This is a genomic window from Rhizobium sp. GCM10022189 (genome assembly GCF_042656325.1).
Taxonomy (GTDB): Bacteria; Pseudomonadota; Alphaproteobacteria; order Rhizobiales; family Rhizobiaceae; genus Rhizobium.
Genome location: NZ_JBHSOR010000049.1, coordinates 546,359 through 563,513, shown reverse-complemented (window position 1 = coordinate 563,513; position 17,155 = coordinate 546,359). Strand labels below are relative to the sequence as shown.

The following is a 17,155-nucleotide window of genomic DNA, read 5'->3' as shown; positions in this document are numbered from 1 at the left end:
TTCACTCCGCCGCGGTGCGCTTCAGGCCGGAAACCTGCGTGATATAGGCGCGCAGCGCAGCCGGACGCACCGGCTTGTGCTGAACGGCGATGCCGTGTTTCTCCGCCTCGGCCCGCACTTCCGGCGTCCTGTCGGCGGTGATGAGCAGGGCGGGAATGTCCGCGCCGAAATGCTGCCTGAGATGCAGGATCGCCTCGACCCCGGTTCCGTCGGCGAGATGATAGTCGGCGATGACGAGATCCGGCGGCTGCCGGCCCGAAAGCCTCTGGACGGCGGCAAGCGAATCCACGGCCTGCGTGTCGCAGCCCCATCCGTCGATCAGAAGCCGCATGCCTTCGAGGATCTTCGTTTCGTTGTCGATGCAGAGGATGCGCAATCCCTTCAGCGGCTGGGCCGGCCGGTCGGCGGGAGGGGTGGCGGCCGTCGCCTGCGCACTCCTGGAGACGTCGAGCGGCATGAGGATACGGAATTCCGTACCCTTGCCATGCGTCGAATGCAGCTCGACCTTGTGGCCGAGCACGCGGGCGATGCGGTCGACGATGGAGAGCCCGAGCCCGAGGCCCGACGCGGTCCTGGCGCCCTCGTCCAGCCGCGCGAATTCCTTGAACACGGTGCGGAATTTCGAAGGCGGAATGCCGATGCCGGAATCGATCACCTGGATCATCACCTGGTTGCCGTATCTCCGGACCCCGACCAGCACCTTGCCGCTGACCGTGTATTTGATGGCATTGGAAACGAGGTTCTGCACCAGCCGGCGCAGCAGGTTCGGATCGGAGCGGACCCGCAGCGAGGTCGGCATCACCACGAGCTTCAGCTTCTTCTCGCGGGCAATCGGCGCAAAATCGGTTTCGATACGCTCCAGAAGGTCGAAAAGCGGCACGGATGCCAGCCGTGGCCGCATGGCGCCGGTATCGAGCCGGGAAATGTCGAGCACGGCCCCGAGGATGGATTCGACCGATTCAAGCGCGGAATCGATATTGCGCACGATCGGGCCGTTTTCCGATTGCGCCATGCGCTCGACAAGCGCCGAGGAATAGAGCCGGGCGGCATTGAGCGGCTGCAGGATGTCGTGGCCGGCAGCGGCAAAGAAGCGGGTCTTGCCGATATTGGCCTCGTCCGCCGCCGCCCGCGCTTCGGCAAGCTCCCGGTTGACGCGGGTCAGTTCCGCGGTGCGCTCGGCCACACGCTGTTCCAGCGTCTCGTTGGCCTGTTTCAGCGCCCGGTCGGCGGCCACGCGCTGGGTGATGTCGGTGAAGGTCGCGACGATGCCCTTGTCCGGCATGGCGTTGGAACGCACTTCGATGATGCGCTCGCCGCCGCCGAGCACGAGCGGGAAAGGCTTGTCGAGCGTCAGGAAATGCCGCACCGCCTGGCCCTGGTCGCCGGGGGCGATATCGCCGCGCTGGCTGAGGATATTGACGATCTCCGACAGCGGAAATCCGACCTGGCCGGCATTTTCAGGCAGGTCCAGCAATTGCCGGAAACGGCGGTTCCAGATCGTCAGCCGGTTGGAACTGTCGAAGACGGCAATGCCCTGGTCCATCTGCGACAGTGCGGTCTGCAGCATGTCCTGATTGTACTGCACCGCCTCGCTCGCCTGGTCGAGCAGCCAGGCCGTATCGGAAGACGCATCCTCGATCTTCTGCAGGATGAGCGAAAGCACGAGCCGCGCGGAAGACGAGCCGATGGCGCTGCCGAGAAGCTGTTCGGTGAAATGGATGAGCGCCATATCGGCCGGCTGGTCGTCCTCCAGCTTGCGCCCGGAGGTCTGCTCGTAGGTCGCGAGCGAACGCTGCATGCGCTCCTCGCCGAGATAGCGGGCGATCGCCGTTTTCAGGTCGCCGACGCTGACGCGGGTCTTCCAGCCGCGCGCGGCAAATTGCGAGCGCGAATGGCGCTTCACGAAGATGCCGGCCTGGATGCGCTCCAGCGGCTTGGCGTTGCGCGTCAGCGAGCCGACGATGAAGGCGGCGCTGTTGATGAGCAGACTCATCGCCGTCGCGTTGACCAGCGGATCGGCATCCGGGCCGGTAAAGAGCGTCGTGCCCGGAAGGATGAAGCCGAGGAAGCCGCTTGCCACATAGGAATAGTCCGGGCCGCCGAACGAAGGCAGGAACAGGAGGTAGAGCCAGACGATGAAACCGGAGGTCAGGCCGAGAATGGCGCCGCGCGCGTTCGCCCGCCGCCAGATCATGCCGCCGAAGAGGGCGGGCGCAATCTGCGCGATGGCGGCAAAGGAAAGCAGGCCGATCGAGGCGAGCCCCGCCGTGCTGTCGGTCGAGCGGTAATAGGCGTAGCCGAGCAGCAGCACGGCGAAAATGGCGCTGCGGCGGATGTTGAGCAGGCTCTTTGCGAAATCGTCGCGCTGGCTTGCAAGCCCCGCGAGCTTGCGGCGCAGGAAGAACGGCATGACGATGTCGTTCGACACCATGATGGAAAGCGCCACGGAATCGACGATCACCATCGCGGTCGCCGCCGAAAAGCCGCCGATGAAGGTAATCAGCGAGACGACCGGCATCTGCCCCGTCAGCGGCAGCGAGAGCACGTAAAGGTCGCCATTGCCGTTGCCGCCGAAGGTCAGCAGCCCGCCGATCGCGACCGGCAGCACGAAGAGGTTGATGGCGATCAGGTAAAGCGGAAAGAGAAAGCCCGCGAGCCGCAGCTGCTTTGCCGTGCGGTTCTCGACGACGGTCACATGGAACTGGCGCGGCAGCATGATGATGGCAAAGGCCGAAAGCAGCGTCAGCGTGATCCATCGGCTGAGCGGCGTCTGATAGTCGAGCGCGGCCGTGACCAGCGCGTTCTCCGACCCCTTCCGCCACAGGTCGCCCGGCCCGTCGAACAGGAACCAGATGACGCAGACGCCCGCCGTCAGGAAGGCGACGAGCTTCACCATCGATTCCATCGATACCGCAAGGATGAGCCCGTCCTGATGTTCCGTCGCGTCGGTGTGGCGGGTGCCGAACATGATGGCGAAGCAGGCGAGCACCAGCGTGACGATGAGCGGCAGGTCGAGGAAATAAAGGTTGCCGCTGCCGATGCCGTAGTCGGACGGGTTGACCATGGCCGTGACCGTCGCGGAAATGGATTTCAGCTGCAGCGCGATATAGGGAATGGTGCCGATGAGGCAGATCAGCGCCACGATGGTCGCGACGGTGGAATTCTTGCCGTAGCGCGCGGCGATGAAATCGGCGACGGATGTCAGCTTCTCGGCCTTGGCAAGCTCGATGATGCGCCTCAGGAGCGGCATGCCGAGCGTGAAGACGAGGATCGGCCCGATATAGATGCCGGCAAATTCCAGCCCGTGATGGGCGGCCAGGCCCACGCCGCCGAAATAGGTCCAGGACGTGCAGTAGATCGCCAGGCTGAGCGCATAGACCACGGGCCGGCCGCCTTCCGGCACGCCGAACTTGCGGCTGCGGCGGTCGCCGTAGCTTGCCACTGCGAAAAGCAGCAGAAGGTAAGCCAAGGCAAACGCAAATATGACCCAGCCTGGAAGCATCGACCCTCCGCCGGCGGATTGTCCGCCATCCTCCCGGAACATATCCGAGATTAGGGCAATTCAGCAGGTTTGGAAATTCCCGCGCTCTTGGTCTTAAGTTCTACGCGGATGGGGACGGGGGCCGAATATTTCCAATTGCCGATTGATTAATTGAAATGGAGGTGTAGCTAATAAATCAACGGCATGTCTTTGAAAATGCATCAAGGGGAGACGGATCGGATGCTCAACGAGTTCAAAGCTTTCATCGCCCGCGGCAATGTCATGGACCTCGCGGTCGGCGTCATCATCGGCGGCGCCTTCGGCGGCATCGTCAGATCTCTGGTCGAAGATATCATCATGCCGATCGTCGGCGCGATCTTCGGCGGTTTCGACTTCTCCAACTACTTCATTCCGCTGTCCTCCAAGGTCACTGCGGTAAGCCTTGCGGAGGCCCGTGGCCAGGGTGCCGTTTTCGCCTACGGCAACTTCATCACCGTCCTCATCAATTTCCTGATCCTCGCCTGGATCATCTTCCTCATGGTCAAGGCGGTGAACACGCTGCGCGAGCAGGTCGAGCGCAAGGAAAAGGAAGCGCCGGCAGAGGTTCCGCCGCCGCCGGCCGACGTCGCGCTGCTGACGGAAATCCGCGACCTTCTCGCCCGGCGCCCGGCGGTCTGATCTGGCGGTCTGATCCGGCCGGGAGCGCTTCAGCTCCGGCCGGGCTCATCCATCACGAAAATCGATATGCCATCACGCATTGTCATGGGATTTGCGCATGCAAATCCGCTATGAAGGCGTGAACCGGAGATATGCATGTCGATTATAAGCAGCCTCAGCCCGCGCGCCGTCGCCGCGCCAGAAAGCGGGATCGTCGAAGTCGTCAACTATGCCCGCGGCCGTGAAGGCCTGCTGCCGCTCTGGGTCGGCGAGGGCGACCTTCCCACTCCCGATTTCATCAATCAGGCCGCCATGCAGGCGCTCGCCGCCGGTGAAACCTTCTATACCTGGCAGCGCGGCATCCCCGAACTGCGCCAGGCGCTGTCTGACTACTATGTCAGGCATTTCGGCATCCGCCTGCCGGTGGAGCATTTCTACGTCACCGGCTCCGGCATGCAGGCGATCCAGATCGCCGTCCAGGCGCTGACCTCGCCCGGCGACGAGTTCGTCTACCTGACACCCGCCTGGCCCAACATCGCCGCCGCCCTCGAAATCGCCGGCGCCCGCTCGGTCGGTGTGACGCTGCAGTTCGAAGGCGGCACCTGGGCCGTCGACCTTGGCCGTATCGAAGCGGCGATCACGCCGAAGACCCGCGGCCTCTTCGTCAATACGCCGTCGAACCCGACCGGCTGGACGGCGACCAGGAAGGATCTGGCCGATATCCTGGCGCTCGCGCGCAGGCACGATCTCTGGATCATGGCGGACGAGATCTATGCGCGTTATTTCTATGCCGGCGGCCGTGCACCCTCCTTCCTCGACGTCATGGAACCGGCCGACAAGATCATCTTCGTCAACTCCTTTTCCAAGAACTGGTCGATGACCGGCTGGCGCGTCGGCTGGATCGTCGCCCCGCCCGAAACCGGCCAGGTGCTGGAAAACCTCATCCAGTATTCGACCTCCGGCGTGGCGCAGTTCATGCAGAAGGGGGCGGTCGCGGCCCTCAACGAAGGTGACGCCTTCGTGCAGTCGAATATCGACAAGGCGACCCGCGCGCGCGATATCCTCTGCGATGCGCTGATCGCCACCAACCGCGTCGAAACGCTGAAGCCGGATGGCGCGCTCTACGCTTTCCTCAAGATCGACGGCGTCACCGACAGCCGGAAGGCGGCGATCGACATCGTCGACAAGACCGGCGTCGGCCTTGCCCCCGGCACTGCTTTCGGTCCCGGCGGCGCGCTCTTCCTGCGCGCCTGTTTCCTGCGCGACCCGGCGCAGGTCACGGTCGCGGCCGAACGGCTCTGCGACTATATTCTCAAGCTTTAAGCGGAACGGCGCATCGCTTCCGGCAGCACCGGAAGCAGCGTCACGTTGCGGCCTTCGACAATGATGACCTCGCCGTCCCGCAGCGGCTGAAAGGGCATATCGGCCTCCTCCAGGAAACCGGCCGCCCTTTCGGCAGCTTCGGCCTCGTCATGCGCCGAGCGATAATGCGGGACGATGGAGAAATCGACGAGGCCAAGCCCGTCCCAGAGGATGCCCTCTTCGTAGCCCGGCGCGAGCAGATGCGGATCGTCCATGATGTCGATGCCCTTGAGCGAGGGCGCCGCCACGACCGCCCCGGCGCTGAAGCCGCCATAGACGAGCGCATCCGCGCGCAGCAATTCTCCGATGACGCGATCGAAGCCGCTCTGCCGCATGGCCCGCCGCAGAAGAAAGGCATTGCCGCCGACGGCCCAGACGAGATCGACACCGGCGAGCGTTTTTTCGAGCGCTTGCGGCTGTCCGAAATAGTCCCGCAGGTCGAGTTCTTCCGCCTCGATGCCCCAATCGGCAAGCTCTTCCCTGGGATCGTAGATATTGGCCGCATAGGCACGGCGCGCCCCGGAGGGAACGAAGTCCAAGGCGTTCTGGATGACGGCGGCGCGACGCCCGCCGTTGAGAAGCTTTCGGAGCCGGAAGGCGCTGGCGCCGAGCCGGTAGGATGACAGGTAGAGCCTCATGGTTGGCCCTCCCGGTTCCGGAGGGGCAGGTTGCAGGCGGGTCTTGAACGGTTTGGTGCCACGAGAAGTCCTTTGCATGGGGCGGACATCGGGGCCCGAAACAGAAAACCCCGCGCGTGTCCGGCGGGGTTGGGTCGGGTGAAATGAACAGTTTCAGGTCACAAGCCGACGCCCCCACCGCAAAGGGTGGTCGTCATGCCCATCGTCATGACCTGGAACGCGAACTTGTTCATGCTGCCAATCTGCCCCGCGGCGTGCCTGATGTCAACGAGGCGAAAATGAGAGGTTGCGAGAGGTTTTCGTCTCAAAACCGGCTGTCCGATAAAATTGTAGCAAAGCCCGAAATGGGCCTCTAACCACATGTCGAAACATACTGGCCGCAAAGGCTTTCCGAGGCGGTTTGATAACAAAATCGGAAAGGAAAACCCCGTTCTGATGCTCCCGAAAAAGATAAAACAGGGAATGCAGACATGGCGGTTCTGGTTACAGGTGGGGCTGGATATATCGGCAGCCACATGGTTTGGACGCTGCTGGATGCCGGTGAAGACGTCGTCGTGCTCGACCGGCTCTCCACCGGCTTTCGCTGGGCCGTGGCTCCGGCCGCGCGCTTCTATCTCGGCGATGTCGCCGATCCGGACGTCTTGAAAAAGATCTTCATCGAGAACGACATCGAGGCGATCATCCATTTCGCCGGCTCCGCCGTCGTGCCGGCCTCGGTCTCCGACCCGCTCTCCTACTACGACAATAATTCCGGCAAGACGCGCGCGCTCCTGAGCGCGGCGATCAAGGCGCACGTCCGCAACTTCGTCTTCTCCTCGACCGCTGCCGTCTACGGTCAGCAGAAAGGGTCCGCTCCGGTCAAGGAGACGGCGCCGCTCAACCCGGAAAATCCCTACGGCCAGTCCAAGCTGATGACCGAGACGATGCTGCGCGATGCCGCCGCCGCCTATGATTTCGACTATGTGGCGCTGCGTTATTTCAACGTCGCCGGCGCCGATCCGCAGCTGCGCACCGGCCAGTCCACCGCGGGCGCGACCCACCTCATCAAGGTCGCCTGCGAGGCCGCACTCGGCAAGCGCGACAGCATTTCCGTCTACGGCATCGACTACCCGACCCATGACGGCACCGGCGTGCGCGACTACATCCATGTGAGCGACCTGACGGCGGCGCATCTGAAAGCGCTGCAGCATCTGCGCAAGGGCAAGGGGCCGCTCGTCGCCAATTGTGGCTACGGTAACGGCTATTCGGTGCTCGACGTGCTGAACATGGTCACGCGCCTGAACGGCCATTCCTTCAAGATCCAGATGGCGCCGCGCCGGCCGGGCGATGCCGCAAGCGTCGTTGCCGACGCAACGCTTGCCCGCCGCGTGCTGGACTGGGTGCCGCAATACGATTCGCTCGAAACCATCGTCCGAAGCTCGCTCGATTGGGAGATCTTCCTGATGAACAGGAGTGTCGACGACCTGCACAGCATCCATCGCGCCCTGGCTGCGGCATCCTTCTGAGATGCGGTCGGCCGCAACCGGATATTTACCATCGCCGCCGGAAGGCGGGCTGCCTGACGTTACGTGAATAAGGAACAATCAAGCTTTCTCTGGCTCGTTTGCGCCAAGGGAAAAGGGATCATGAAGAACTTCTTAGCCTCGCTGCGGCTGCAAAAGGACAATCCGAAGTTTCTGGTGGCACAGTTCAAGGCTCTGTCGTCGCAGATCCCGATTCTATACGTTCTTCTCGTCATCAACGCGCTGGCCGTGGCCATCACCCACATCAAGTCGGCGCCGCTCTGGCTGTCTCTCTACATTCCCGTCGGCCTCAGCATCGTCTGTGTCTTCCGCCTCTGCTGGTGGGAGATTTCGGGCAAGGAAAACGTCACGCCCGAGCGGGCGCTGCGCCTGATGAAGGTGACGCTGGTCGGCGCCGCACTCCTGACGGTCGGCTTCGGCGGCTGGGCGATTGCGCTTTATCAATATGGCGATGCATCGCAGCAGGGCCAGATCGCCTATTTCCTCGTCGTGACCGGCATATCCTGCGTCTTCTGCCTGATGCACCTGCCGCTCGCCGCGGCAATCACCACGGTCATCACCTTCACGGCCATGGTCGTGACCTTCCTCTTTTCCGGCAACCCGGTTTTCGTCGCGACCGCCGTCAGCGGCCTTTTCCTGGTGCTGCCCTTCCTGCGCGTCATCAACAGCTACTTCCAGAATTTCGCCCATCTGGTGCGGCTTGCGGAAGAACTCAAGCAGAAGCAGGCCGAAGCCGAGGAACTGAACCTCGTCAACAGCCGCAATGCCCTGCAGGACCAGCTGACCGGGCTTGCCAACCGCCGCAGCTTCTTCCTGTCGCTCGAAAGGATGCTGCAGGCGGACCCGGCTTCGCCGCCCGTCATCGGCATCATCGATCTCGACGGCTTCAAGCCGGTCAACGACGTTTTCGGCCATGCCGCCGGCGATATCGTGCTGAAGGAAACGGCGCGCCGCTTCGTCTCGCTGGTCGGCGACCAGGGCGTCGTCTCGCGCCTCGGCGGCGATGAATTCGGCATCATCTTTCCTCGCGACATGACGCTGAGGGCCGTCTCCGATCTCGGCATAGGCCTGTGCGCGGCCGTTCGCGAACCCTATGAAATTCCCGACGGCTCGGTGCGTGTCTCCGGTTCCTGCGGCATCGTCTATCCGGACGCGGGTGAATACAGTGCCGAGGATCTTTACGAGAAGGCGGATTTTGCCCTCTATCAGATGAAGAGCAAGCGCACCGGCGGCGTCGAGCTCTTCTCGCCCGAGCATGAGAAGATCCTGACGCAGCGCTATCTGATCGAGCTGGAGCTGCAGGCGGAGAATTTCGCCCGGGAATTGAAGCTCGAATACCAGCCGATCGTCGAACTGCGCAGCGGCCGCGTCGTCGGTTTCGAGGCGCTCGCCCGCTGGGACAGCGCGCGCTTCGGCCGTATCAGCCCGGATGCCTTCATCCCCGCCGCCGAACGCACCGCCGTCATCGGCCGCGTGACGCGCATCCTCTTCGGTCAGGCGCTGGACGCCCTGAAAATCATGCCGCCGCACCTGCGCGTCTCCTTCAACCTGTCGGCCCGCGACATATGCGACCACGAAACCTCGATGGCGCTGCTTGCCATGATTACGCGTTCCGGCGTCGATCCCGGGCGCATCGAATTCGAGATCACCGAGACGGCGCTTCTGTCGGACTTCGACACCGCCGATCAGGTGATCGGCGTGCTGCGCGCCGCCGGCATCTCGATCGCGCTCGACGATTTCGGCACCGGCTATTCGAGCTTGAGCCACATCCACCGCCTGGCCTTCGACAAGCTGAAGATCGACAAGGCCTTCGTGATGAATTTCGATCGCGACGCGCGCTGCATGAACATCACCCGCTCCGTCGCCAGCCTCTGCCAGAACCTCGGCATTGCTTCCGTGGCCGAAGGTGTCGAAAGCGAGGATGTGGCGGAATCGCTGAAGGCTCTCGGCGTCCGGCTGGCGCAGGGCTACTATTTTTCCCGGCCGTTGCCGCTGGAACTGGCGATAGACTACGTCTCCAGGCGCGATGTCGCCGTTTCGCGATCCATCTCGGCCTGATTGGATAACCAGCCACTGGAACCTTGGCCCGACCGCGTTTATTCCTAATACCGGAGCGAGGTGGGATCATGGACAACGGCAATCAAAGCGAAGTCATCGTTGAACGGCGCGGCACGGCGGGCATCATCCGCCTGAACCGCCCAAAGGCCCTGAACAGCCTGACGACCCCGATGGTGCGCGCGATTGCCGCCGCCCTTGACGAGTTCGTCGCCGACCCGTCCGTGGCGAGCGTCGTCATCATGGGCGAGGGCGAGCGCGGCTTCTGCGCCGGCGGCGATATCCGTGCCATTCACATGAGCGGGCGCGCCGGCGACGGCCTGGCCGAAACCTTCTGGCGCGAGGAATTCCGCCTCAACCACAGGATCGCCAACTATCCGAAGCCCTATGTCGCGCTGATGGACGGCATCACCATGGGCGGCGGCGTCGGGCTTTCCAGCCACGGGCGCCATCGCATCGTCACCGAGCGCACCCGCCTTGCCATGCCCGAAACCGGCATCGGCTATTTTCCCGATATCGGCGCCACGTGGCTGCTGCCCCACATGCCGGGCGAAAGCGGCACATGGATGGCCCTGACCGGGCTCGACATCAACGCCGCCGATGCAATCCATGCCGGACTTGCGGATTTCTATATTCCGTCCGCGCGTCTCGAAGAGGCCGTCCGGCAAATCGCCGATCTGCCTGCAGGCAGTTCGTCCGATGATGTGGACGCGGCCCTGCGCCAACTTTCGCAGCAGCCGGGCGAGGGCAGGCTGCAGGCCAATGCCGCGATGATCGACCGTGCTTTCCACTTCAACAGTGTCGAGGACATCGTATCCGCCCTTGCCCGGGAGGAGGGCGAGTTCGCCGCCGAGACCCGCCGCGTGATGCTGACGCGTTCGCCAACCAGCCTCAAGCTCGCCCTGCGGCTCTTGAGGGCCGGGCGCCAGAGCCGCACGCTTGCCGAATGCCTGGCCCGCGAACTCGGCGCCTGCATGCATATCCTGCTTGGTGCGGATTTCTACGAGGGGGTCCGCGCAGCGGTCATCGACAAGGACCGCAATCCGAAATGGTCGCCGCCGACGATCGCGCTCGTCAACGATGAAATGATCGGCCGCTTCTTCGAACCGGCCAAACCGCCGCTTGCGCTCTGACCGGCCGCTTGGTCGGCGTCAACGCCACATGCCGCGCATGCGCGCGCCGACATCGATGCGCACCTGCCGGGCCTGCTGGGCCGCCGCCGTCTCGGCCTTCGCCTGCGGCCAGCCGCAGACTTCGAAGAATTGCAGCAGGGTGGCGGGAATGAAACGGCTGCGCGATGCGTAGACATGCCGGTCGCCCTGCGAATTCTGCCCATAGGTGAAGAAGCGCTGCGGCACGACAAGGTCGAGACTGTCCTTGGCGCGCGTCATCGCCACATAGAGCAGCCGCCGCTCCTCCTCGATTTCAGCCGTCGTGCCGACTGCGAGATCGGAGGGGATGCAGCCGTCGATGACGTTCAGCATGAAGACCTTGGTCCATTCCTGCCCCTTGGCCGAATGGATGGTCGAAAGGATGAGATAGTCCTCGTCGAGCAGCGGCACGCCGGCCTGATCCGAGGTCGCATCGGGCGGATCGAGAGTCAGCTCCGTCAGGAAGCGCTCGCGCGAGGCATAACCGCTGGCGATCTGTTCGAGCTGGATGAGATCGGCGAGCCTTGTGCTCGCATCCTCATGCAGCCGTTCCAGATGCGGCTCGTACCATTGCCGCACCAGTTCGATCTCCGCCGGCCAGCCGGCCTTGCCGGTCTTCAGCTCCTGCATGGTCGAGACGAAGGAGGTCCAGTCCTCGCCCGAACGCGGCGGGGCGGGCATGGCGGCAAGCGCCGTCATCGGGCTCGCATCCTCGGCCATATGGTCCAGCACCTTCTGCGCCGTGGAAGGCCCGATACCAGGCAGGATCTGCATCAGCCGGAAGCCTGCCACCCGGTCGCGCGGGTTCTGGGCAAAACGCAGCGCCGCCAGCATGTCCTTCACATGCGCGCTGTCGAGGAATTTCAGCCCGCCGAACTTCACGAAGGGAATGTTGCGGCGCGTCAGCTCCACTTCCAGCGGGCCGCTATGGTGCGAGGCGCGGAAGAGCACGGCCTGGCTTTTCAGCTTCACGCCCTCTTCGCGATTGTCGAGAACCTTGTCGGCCACGTAACGCGCCTGGTCGTTCTCGTCGCGCACCGTCACCAGCCGCGGCCGCTCCGGCGATTCCCGTTCCGTCCAGAGGTTCTTGGTGAAGCGCTCGGAGGCAAGGTCGATGACCGCGTTGGCGGCGGCAAGGATCGGCTGTGTCGATCGGTAGTTGCGGTCGAGCGTGACGATATTTGCGGCCGGGCTGAACGAGGCGGGGAAGTCGAGGATGTTGCGCACCGTCGCCGCGCGGAAGGAATAGATCGACTGCGCATCGTCGCCGACGACGGTCAGCCCCTGGCCGGTCGGTTTCAGGGCCAGCAGGATCGAGGACTGCAGCTTGTTGGTGTCCTGATATTCGTCGACCAGCACATGGTCGAAGCGGCTGCCGATATCCTCCGCAATCATGGGCTCGGCCACCATCTGCGCCCAGTAGAGCAGGAGGTCGTCGTAATCGAGCACGTTCTGGCTCTGTTTTGACTCGACGTAACAGGCAAAAAGCTCGCGCAGCTGCTTTTCCCAGGTGGCGCACCAGGGAAAGGCGTCGCGCAGCACCAGCGGCAATTCGGTCTCGGAATTCACCGCGCGCGAATAGATCGCAAGGCAGGTGCCTTTCGTCGGAAACCGGCTCTCGGTCTTCGAGAAACCGAGATCGTGGCGCACGAGGTTCATCAGGTCGGCACTGTCTTCCCGGTCGTGGATGGAAAAGGCCGGGTCTATGCCGATCTGTTCGGAATAGTCGCGCAACAGCCGCGCACCGATGCCGTGGAACGTCCCGCTCCAGGCAAGCGCATCCGCCATGATGCCGGAATTCTTGCCGAGAACCTCGCCGCAGATGCGTTCGACCCGCCGCCCCATTTCGGCGGCGGCCCGCCGGGAAAAGGTCATCAGCAGGATGCGGCGCGGATCCGCACCCTTGAGGATGAGATGGGCAACGCGATGGGCAAGCGTATTCGTCTTGCCGGAACCGGCGCCGGCGATGACCAGCAGCGGTCCCGCCACATGGCTGCCGTCCGTGAGCGTGCCGTATTCCACGGCCATGCGCTGCTGGGGATTGAGTCTTTCGAGATACATCCAGCCGTCCGGTTGGGCTCCGCGGAAGAATCAGCACCGCGAACAAGATCAGATGTTCCTTGGATGTTCTCGATTGGCGTCGCTGTCAAGCAGGCGCAGGCCGTCATGCACTATTGCGGAAAGTCCGGCACGATCTGGCGGCGCACCAGCTTCAGGCTGCGGTCGGGCTGCAGGATATAGGTTTCGTAGACGTGCTCGCCCTGCTGGTTGTAAAAGTCGTTGTAGACGGCGCTGCCGATCGGCGATTTCGTCAGCTTCGTGCGCGGCTGTCCGCCATAGGTGATGCTGCCGGGAATGGGCTCGAGCGCCGGCGCGTCCGCGGCCGAGCAGCCGGCGAGCAGCAGCGGCGCAGCCAGAAGGGCCGCGGCAAGAAGGGCAGGCACCAGCGTTTTCATCGTCGTCTCCTCCGGCCGCAATCCATCTGCGGCAGCGGGCGCCTCCGGCAAGGTTGCAATATCGGAGTATCATCATTGCGGCGACTTTGCATCCTGCCGCCCGCGCATCGCAACAAAACGTCGTCTTCCTGCGTTAAATCCCTATTAGCCAATGTCAGGAACGGTCATGGTGCTGCGGTTCCACGGTTCGCCGATGCAGGAGGAAGCCTGGATGAAGGGTCACAATGCGGCCGCCATGCGCGCGTCCGTCGAAAGCGCCCTGCATGCGGCAGCCGATCTCGATGCCGCCGAGATCACCGTTTCCACAATCGGTCCCTACGTCGTCCTCGAAGGGTTCGTGCCGCGATGGAGCGACAGCGAGCGGGCGCTGGCAATTGCCGAGGCGATCGTCGGAAGCGGCTACGTGCATTGCCGCATTCTGGTGAGATAAGTCCCGGAAACCGAGGAATTTCCAGGGAACCAACTCTGCGTCTTGCGTGTTGAAAAGCTGATTTCAATGCTGGAGACAATAATGCAAACGCTTATCCGCCTGTGGGCCGCCGGCCTTCTTCTCGGCTGCGGCGCCTTTGCCGGTTCCGCCTATGCCTCGCTCGAAGCCGGCATGAACTACTCGGCGCTGCCGAAGGACGAAATCGCCCTGAACGAATATTCCGGCGCCTCCGTCTGCAAGCCGGCCGAACCGCATTACCTGCCGTCCTTCATCCGCACTGCGGACGGCACAATCATCGGTGTGGGATATATTCAGGTCGAGGATGAGAATACTTCGGATTGCTGAGCGCATGTCTGAAAATTCTTTCGAACGAGGCTCGTCCGCAGTCTCCCGCAGAGGGTGACGAGCCTCTAACCATCATCATGATGGCTGGCGTCGTTCTATTGATGAACGGACGACCGGCGCAATGCTTTTCGGGACAAAGCCCTGCGCGGGCTGCGTGCAGGGTTAAGTGAAAATTAAGCATTGCTCCGTTTCGGAACGGATCGGACGTTCGTGGCCCGATATCGCCGCCAAAAGATTAATGCACTTTAAGCTTTGCTTCCTCGGCCGCCGCCATGAACTCTGCGCGGGCTTCCTCGACGCTCTTTCGGCCGTCGAGTGCTGCGCGGCAGGCGCTGCGTGCCTTCAGATATTTCAATCCGCGTGCGGCAGGCCACAGGTCGCTGAGGCATGCCAGGGCATCGAACGGTCCGTTAACCGTGCGCGCTCCCGCCTCGTCGAAACCCACCTTGATCGGACTATTCCATCGCTCAGTCGCCATCGATGCTCCTCCAGCATGTGTCGATAGAAACATTGAATGAAGCCTCGGGGTTCCCTCCGCAAAGACTTCAGGATGCCAATATTCTAGCGAGATTTTTGCCGGCAGCAATGGCACCAATTGGCGCGGTGGATAGCGACTTTGGAGGAGAAACTGGTGCTGCCGAGTGGGATTGAACCACCGACCTCACCCTTACCAAGGGTGTGCTCTACCACTGAGCTACGGCAGCAGGACCAGACGCGTGAGGCGCAAGCGCTCAATTCGCGTGAACGGGGCGCCTATTGCCACAGCTTCGGCAGGAGCGCAAGCCGCAAATTCCAACTTCTCTGGGAATAACGTCCGGACCACTTTTGGAACGGCGCAAATTCGGTTACTTCTGGGGCATGAACGAAGAGACTGAAAAGGCCCGGCAGAGCCGGAAAGCGGCCATGGAGGCCCAGGCGGCGCTGCGCCGCGAGCGGGCGGCCGAAAAGCTGAGAGAAAATCTTTCACGACGCAAACAGCAGGTGCGCGCCCGCCGGTCCGGCCAGGCCGACGAGACGGATGGCCTGCCGGCGGCAAAAAAGCCCGCCGCAAAAATGGACGAATCGTAATGTTCGCTCCGCGGCGAATTGAAGCGTCGGGGGATTTGCTCTAAAGACCCCCACTTCTTGCCTTGCCCACAGGCAAAACTTTTCAGGAAAGGCGGGCCTCGCCCGTAAGTGCACATGGATCGTATCAGAATTGTCGGCGGTAATGAGCTCAACGGCATCATTCCGATTTCCGGCGCCAAGAATGCCGCGCTGCCGCTGATGATCGCCTCGCTTCTGACGAGCGATACGCTGACGCTGGAAAACGTGCCCCATCTTGCCGATGTCGAATTGCTGATGCGCATCCTCGGCAATCACGGGGTCGACGTCGCCGTCAACGGCCGCCGCGAGCGCCAGGAAGATTCCTACGCCCGCACGATCCATTTCACCTGCCGCACCATCGTCGATACGACCGCGCCTTACGAACTGGTCTCGAAGATGCGCGCCTCCTTCTGGGTCATCGGCCCGCTTCTGGCGCGCGAGGGCCATTGCCGCGTATCGCTGCCGGGCGGCTGCGCCATCGGCACGCGTCCTGTCGATCTCTTTATCGAGGGCCTGACCGCGCTCGGTGCGACCATGGAAATCGATGGCGGCTATATCAACGCCAAGGCGCCCGATGGCGGCCTTATCGGCACGCACTATACGTTCCCGAAGGTCTCGGTCGGCGCGACGCATGTCATGATGATGGCGGCCACGCTTGCCCGCGGCACGACCGTCATCGGCAATGCCGCCCGCGAGCCTGAAGTCGTCGATCTCGCCAACTGCCTGAACGCCATGGGCGCCAAGGTTTCCGGCGCCGGCACCTCGACCATCACGGTCGAAGGCGTCACCTCGCTCTCCGGCGCGCGTCACCGCGTCCTGCCGGACCGCATCGAAACCGGCACCTATGCCATGGCCGTCGCCATGGCCGGCGGCGACGTCGTGCTCGAAAATACCGACGTGGCCCTCCTGGAAACGGCGCTGGAAACGCTGCGTCGCGCCGGCGCGGAGATTTCGCCGACCAACAACGGCATGCGCATCAAGCGCAACGGGGCCGGCATCAGCCCGGTCGATATCGTCACCGATCCCTTCCCGGGCTTTCCGACCGACCTGCAGGCGCAGTTCATGGCGCTGATGACGCGCTCGTCCGGCATCTCGCATGTCACCGAAACCATCTTCGAAAACCGCTTCATGCATGTGCAGGAGCTTGCCCGCCTTGGCGCGAAGATCTCGCTGTCGGGCCAGACGGCCAGGATCGAGGGTGTCCAGCGGCTGAAGGGCGCCCCCGTCATGGCGACCGATCTGCGCGCCTCCGTTTCCCTCGTCATCGCCGGCCTTGCCGCCGAGGGCGAAACCACGGTTTCCCGCGTCTATCACCTCGATCGCGGCTTCGAGCGGCTGGAAGAAAAGCTGACCCGCTGCGGCGCCATCGTCGAGCGCGTCAGCGAGTGATAAAGGGCGTCCATACGCCCTTTATCCCGGTTGCGTATTTGCCCTGAGCATCTTATTTCCCTTGTCTGACAGATCGCCGCAGTCGCGGCCGAAGGACATGGGATAGAGGCCGGATGGCAGACCTGAAGCTTGTTGCGCTCGATAGTGAGGACCTTGCGGTCATTTCCGCGCATACGCAGGACAGCGTCTTCAAGGTGGCCGATATCGACTGGTCGCCGCGCGACAAGCAGTTTGCGCTCGCCGCCAACCGTTTCGTCTGGGAAGAGGCGGCCCGCAAGCGCAAGGGTTTCGAGCGCCGCCGCGCCGCCCTCGTCTTCAAGCGTGTCCTGTCCGTCCGCTCGATCGGCATCGACCGCGCGCGACGCGACGACGTGCTGTCGCTGCTGGCGTTGCGTTTCGAGCAGAAGGGCGAGGGTCCGGAAGGCACGCTCGAACTCTCGCTGTCGGGCACGGCCTCGATCGTCCTCGATGTCGAATGCATCGAAGTCCAGCTTGCCGATATCGGCGGCGCCTGGGAAACCGGCTCGAAGCCGCGCCATCCCGGCACCTGAGCGCAACAGTTTCGAGTAGAGAAGGAATTCC

15 protein-coding genes and 1 tRNA gene are annotated in these 17,155 nt (G+C 63.1%); 10 read left to right on the top strand and 6 right to left on the bottom strand.

Annotated features, from left to right (window positions below; genetic code table 11):
* Position 1: 1 nt before the first annotated feature.
* Entirely contained in the window at positions 2-3,502 is a 3,501-nt protein-coding gene (locus ACFPWW_RS23835; RefSeq protein ID WP_377313444.1) for a PAS domain-containing hybrid sensor histidine kinase/response regulator, read from the bottom strand.
* 219 nt (positions 3,503-3,721) lie between these two features.
* Between ACFPWW_RS23835 and mscL the strand changes: the two genes are divergently transcribed.
* Both mscL and ACFPWW_RS23825 read left to right on the top strand, forming a co-directional pair.
* Positions 3,722-4,159: a large conductance mechanosensitive channel protein MscL gene (mscL, locus tag ACFPWW_RS23830; RefSeq protein WP_112566994.1), complete on the top strand. Its 438-nt coding sequence runs from the start codon at positions 3,722-3,724 to the stop codon at positions 4,157-4,159.
* Between the two features lie 135 nt (positions 4,160-4,294).
* Positions 4,295-5,461, top strand: a complete 1,167-nt coding sequence (locus ACFPWW_RS23825; RefSeq protein ID WP_377313442.1) for a pyridoxal phosphate-dependent aminotransferase — start codon at positions 4,295-4,297, stop codon at positions 5,459-5,461.
* Here the strand turns inward: ACFPWW_RS23825 and ACFPWW_RS23820 are convergent.
* Positions 5,458-6,138, bottom strand: a complete 681-nt coding sequence (locus ACFPWW_RS23820; RefSeq protein ID WP_377313440.1) for a Type 1 glutamine amidotransferase-like domain-containing protein — start codon at positions 6,136-6,138, stop codon at positions 5,458-5,460. The two genes, ACFPWW_RS23825 and ACFPWW_RS23820, sit on opposite strands and share 4 nt — an antisense overlap.
* 470 nt (positions 6,139-6,608) lie before the next feature.
* Here ACFPWW_RS23820 and galE point away from each other — a divergent pair, with 470 nt between their 5' ends.
* From galE to ACFPWW_RS23805, 3 genes are all read left to right on the top strand, one after another.
* The gene (galE, locus tag ACFPWW_RS23815) at positions 6,609-7,643 is read left to right on the top strand and encodes a UDP-glucose 4-epimerase GalE (protein WP_112753785.1); all 1,035 of its coding nucleotides are present in this window, start codon (positions 6,609-6,611) and stop codon (positions 7,641-7,643) included.
* 120 nt (positions 7,644-7,763) lie between these two features.
* Positions 7,764-9,719: a putative bifunctional diguanylate cyclase/phosphodiesterase gene (locus ACFPWW_RS23810; RefSeq protein ID WP_377313438.1), complete on the top strand. Its 1,956-nt coding sequence runs from the start codon at positions 7,764-7,766 to the stop codon at positions 9,717-9,719.
* Between the two features lie 68 nt (positions 9,720-9,787).
* Positions 9,788-10,849 (top strand): enoyl-CoA hydratase/isomerase family protein, encoded by a 1,062-nt coding sequence (locus tag ACFPWW_RS23805; RefSeq protein ID WP_377313436.1) that lies wholly within the window; start codon positions 9,788-9,790, stop codon positions 10,847-10,849.
* An 18-nt stretch (positions 10,850-10,867) separates the two neighbouring features.
* On the opposite strand, the gene ACFPWW_RS23800 is transcribed toward ACFPWW_RS23805, so the two are convergent.
* Together ACFPWW_RS23800 and ACFPWW_RS23795 are read right to left on the bottom strand one after the other, a co-directional pair.
* Positions 10,868-12,928, bottom strand: a complete 2,061-nt coding sequence (locus tag ACFPWW_RS23800) for an ATP-dependent helicase (RefSeq protein WP_377313434.1) — start codon at positions 12,926-12,928, stop codon at positions 10,868-10,870.
* Positions 12,929-13,038: 110 nt separating this feature from the next.
* Complete coding sequence (locus ACFPWW_RS23795; RefSeq protein WP_112704561.1) at positions 13,039-13,323, bottom strand: hypothetical protein; 285 nt, start codon at positions 13,321-13,323, stop codon at positions 13,039-13,041.
* A 166-nt stretch (positions 13,324-13,489) separates the two neighbouring features.
* Between ACFPWW_RS23795 and ACFPWW_RS23790 the strand changes: the two genes are divergently transcribed.
* Both ACFPWW_RS23790 and ACFPWW_RS23785 read left to right on the top strand, forming a co-directional pair.
* Entirely contained in the window at positions 13,490-13,753 is a 264-nt protein-coding gene (locus ACFPWW_RS23790) for a BON domain-containing protein (protein ID WP_377313432.1), read from the top strand.
* An 81-nt stretch (positions 13,754-13,834) separates the two neighbouring features.
* Complete coding sequence (locus ACFPWW_RS23785; protein WP_112754730.1) at positions 13,835-14,098, top strand: hypothetical protein; 264 nt, start codon at positions 13,835-13,837, stop codon at positions 14,096-14,098.
* 235 nt (positions 14,099-14,333) lie between these two features.
* On the opposite strand, the gene ACFPWW_RS23780 is transcribed toward ACFPWW_RS23785, so the two are convergent.
* Together ACFPWW_RS23780 and ACFPWW_RS23775 are read right to left on the bottom strand one after the other, a co-directional pair.
* Positions 14,334-14,576: a DUF982 domain-containing protein gene (locus tag ACFPWW_RS23780; RefSeq protein ID WP_112566962.1), complete on the bottom strand. Its 243-nt coding sequence runs from the start codon at positions 14,574-14,576 to the stop codon at positions 14,334-14,336.
* A 151-nt stretch (positions 14,577-14,727) separates the two neighbouring features.
* Positions 14,728-14,802, bottom strand: a tRNA-Thr gene (locus ACFPWW_RS23775).
* 154 nt (positions 14,803-14,956) lie between these two features.
* Between ACFPWW_RS23775 and ACFPWW_RS23770 the strand changes: the two genes are divergently transcribed.
* The 3 genes from ACFPWW_RS23770 (at position 14,957) to ACFPWW_RS23760 (ending at position 17,124) form a co-directional block, all read left to right on the top strand.
* Entirely contained in the window at positions 14,957-15,166 is a 210-nt protein-coding gene (locus ACFPWW_RS23770; protein WP_112567205.1) for a hypothetical protein, read from the top strand.
* 114 nt (positions 15,167-15,280) lie between these two features.
* Positions 15,281-16,573, top strand: coding sequence for a UDP-N-acetylglucosamine 1-carboxyvinyltransferase (murA, locus tag ACFPWW_RS23765; protein WP_112566959.1), 1,293 nt, complete (start codon positions 15,281-15,283; stop codon positions 16,571-16,573).
* A 113-nt stretch (positions 16,574-16,686) separates the two neighbouring features.
* The gene (locus tag ACFPWW_RS23760) at positions 16,687-17,124 is read left to right on the top strand and encodes a DUF2948 family protein (protein ID WP_112566956.1); all 438 of its coding nucleotides are present in this window, start codon (positions 16,687-16,689) and stop codon (positions 17,122-17,124) included.
* Positions 17,125-17,155: the final 31 nt, after the last annotated feature.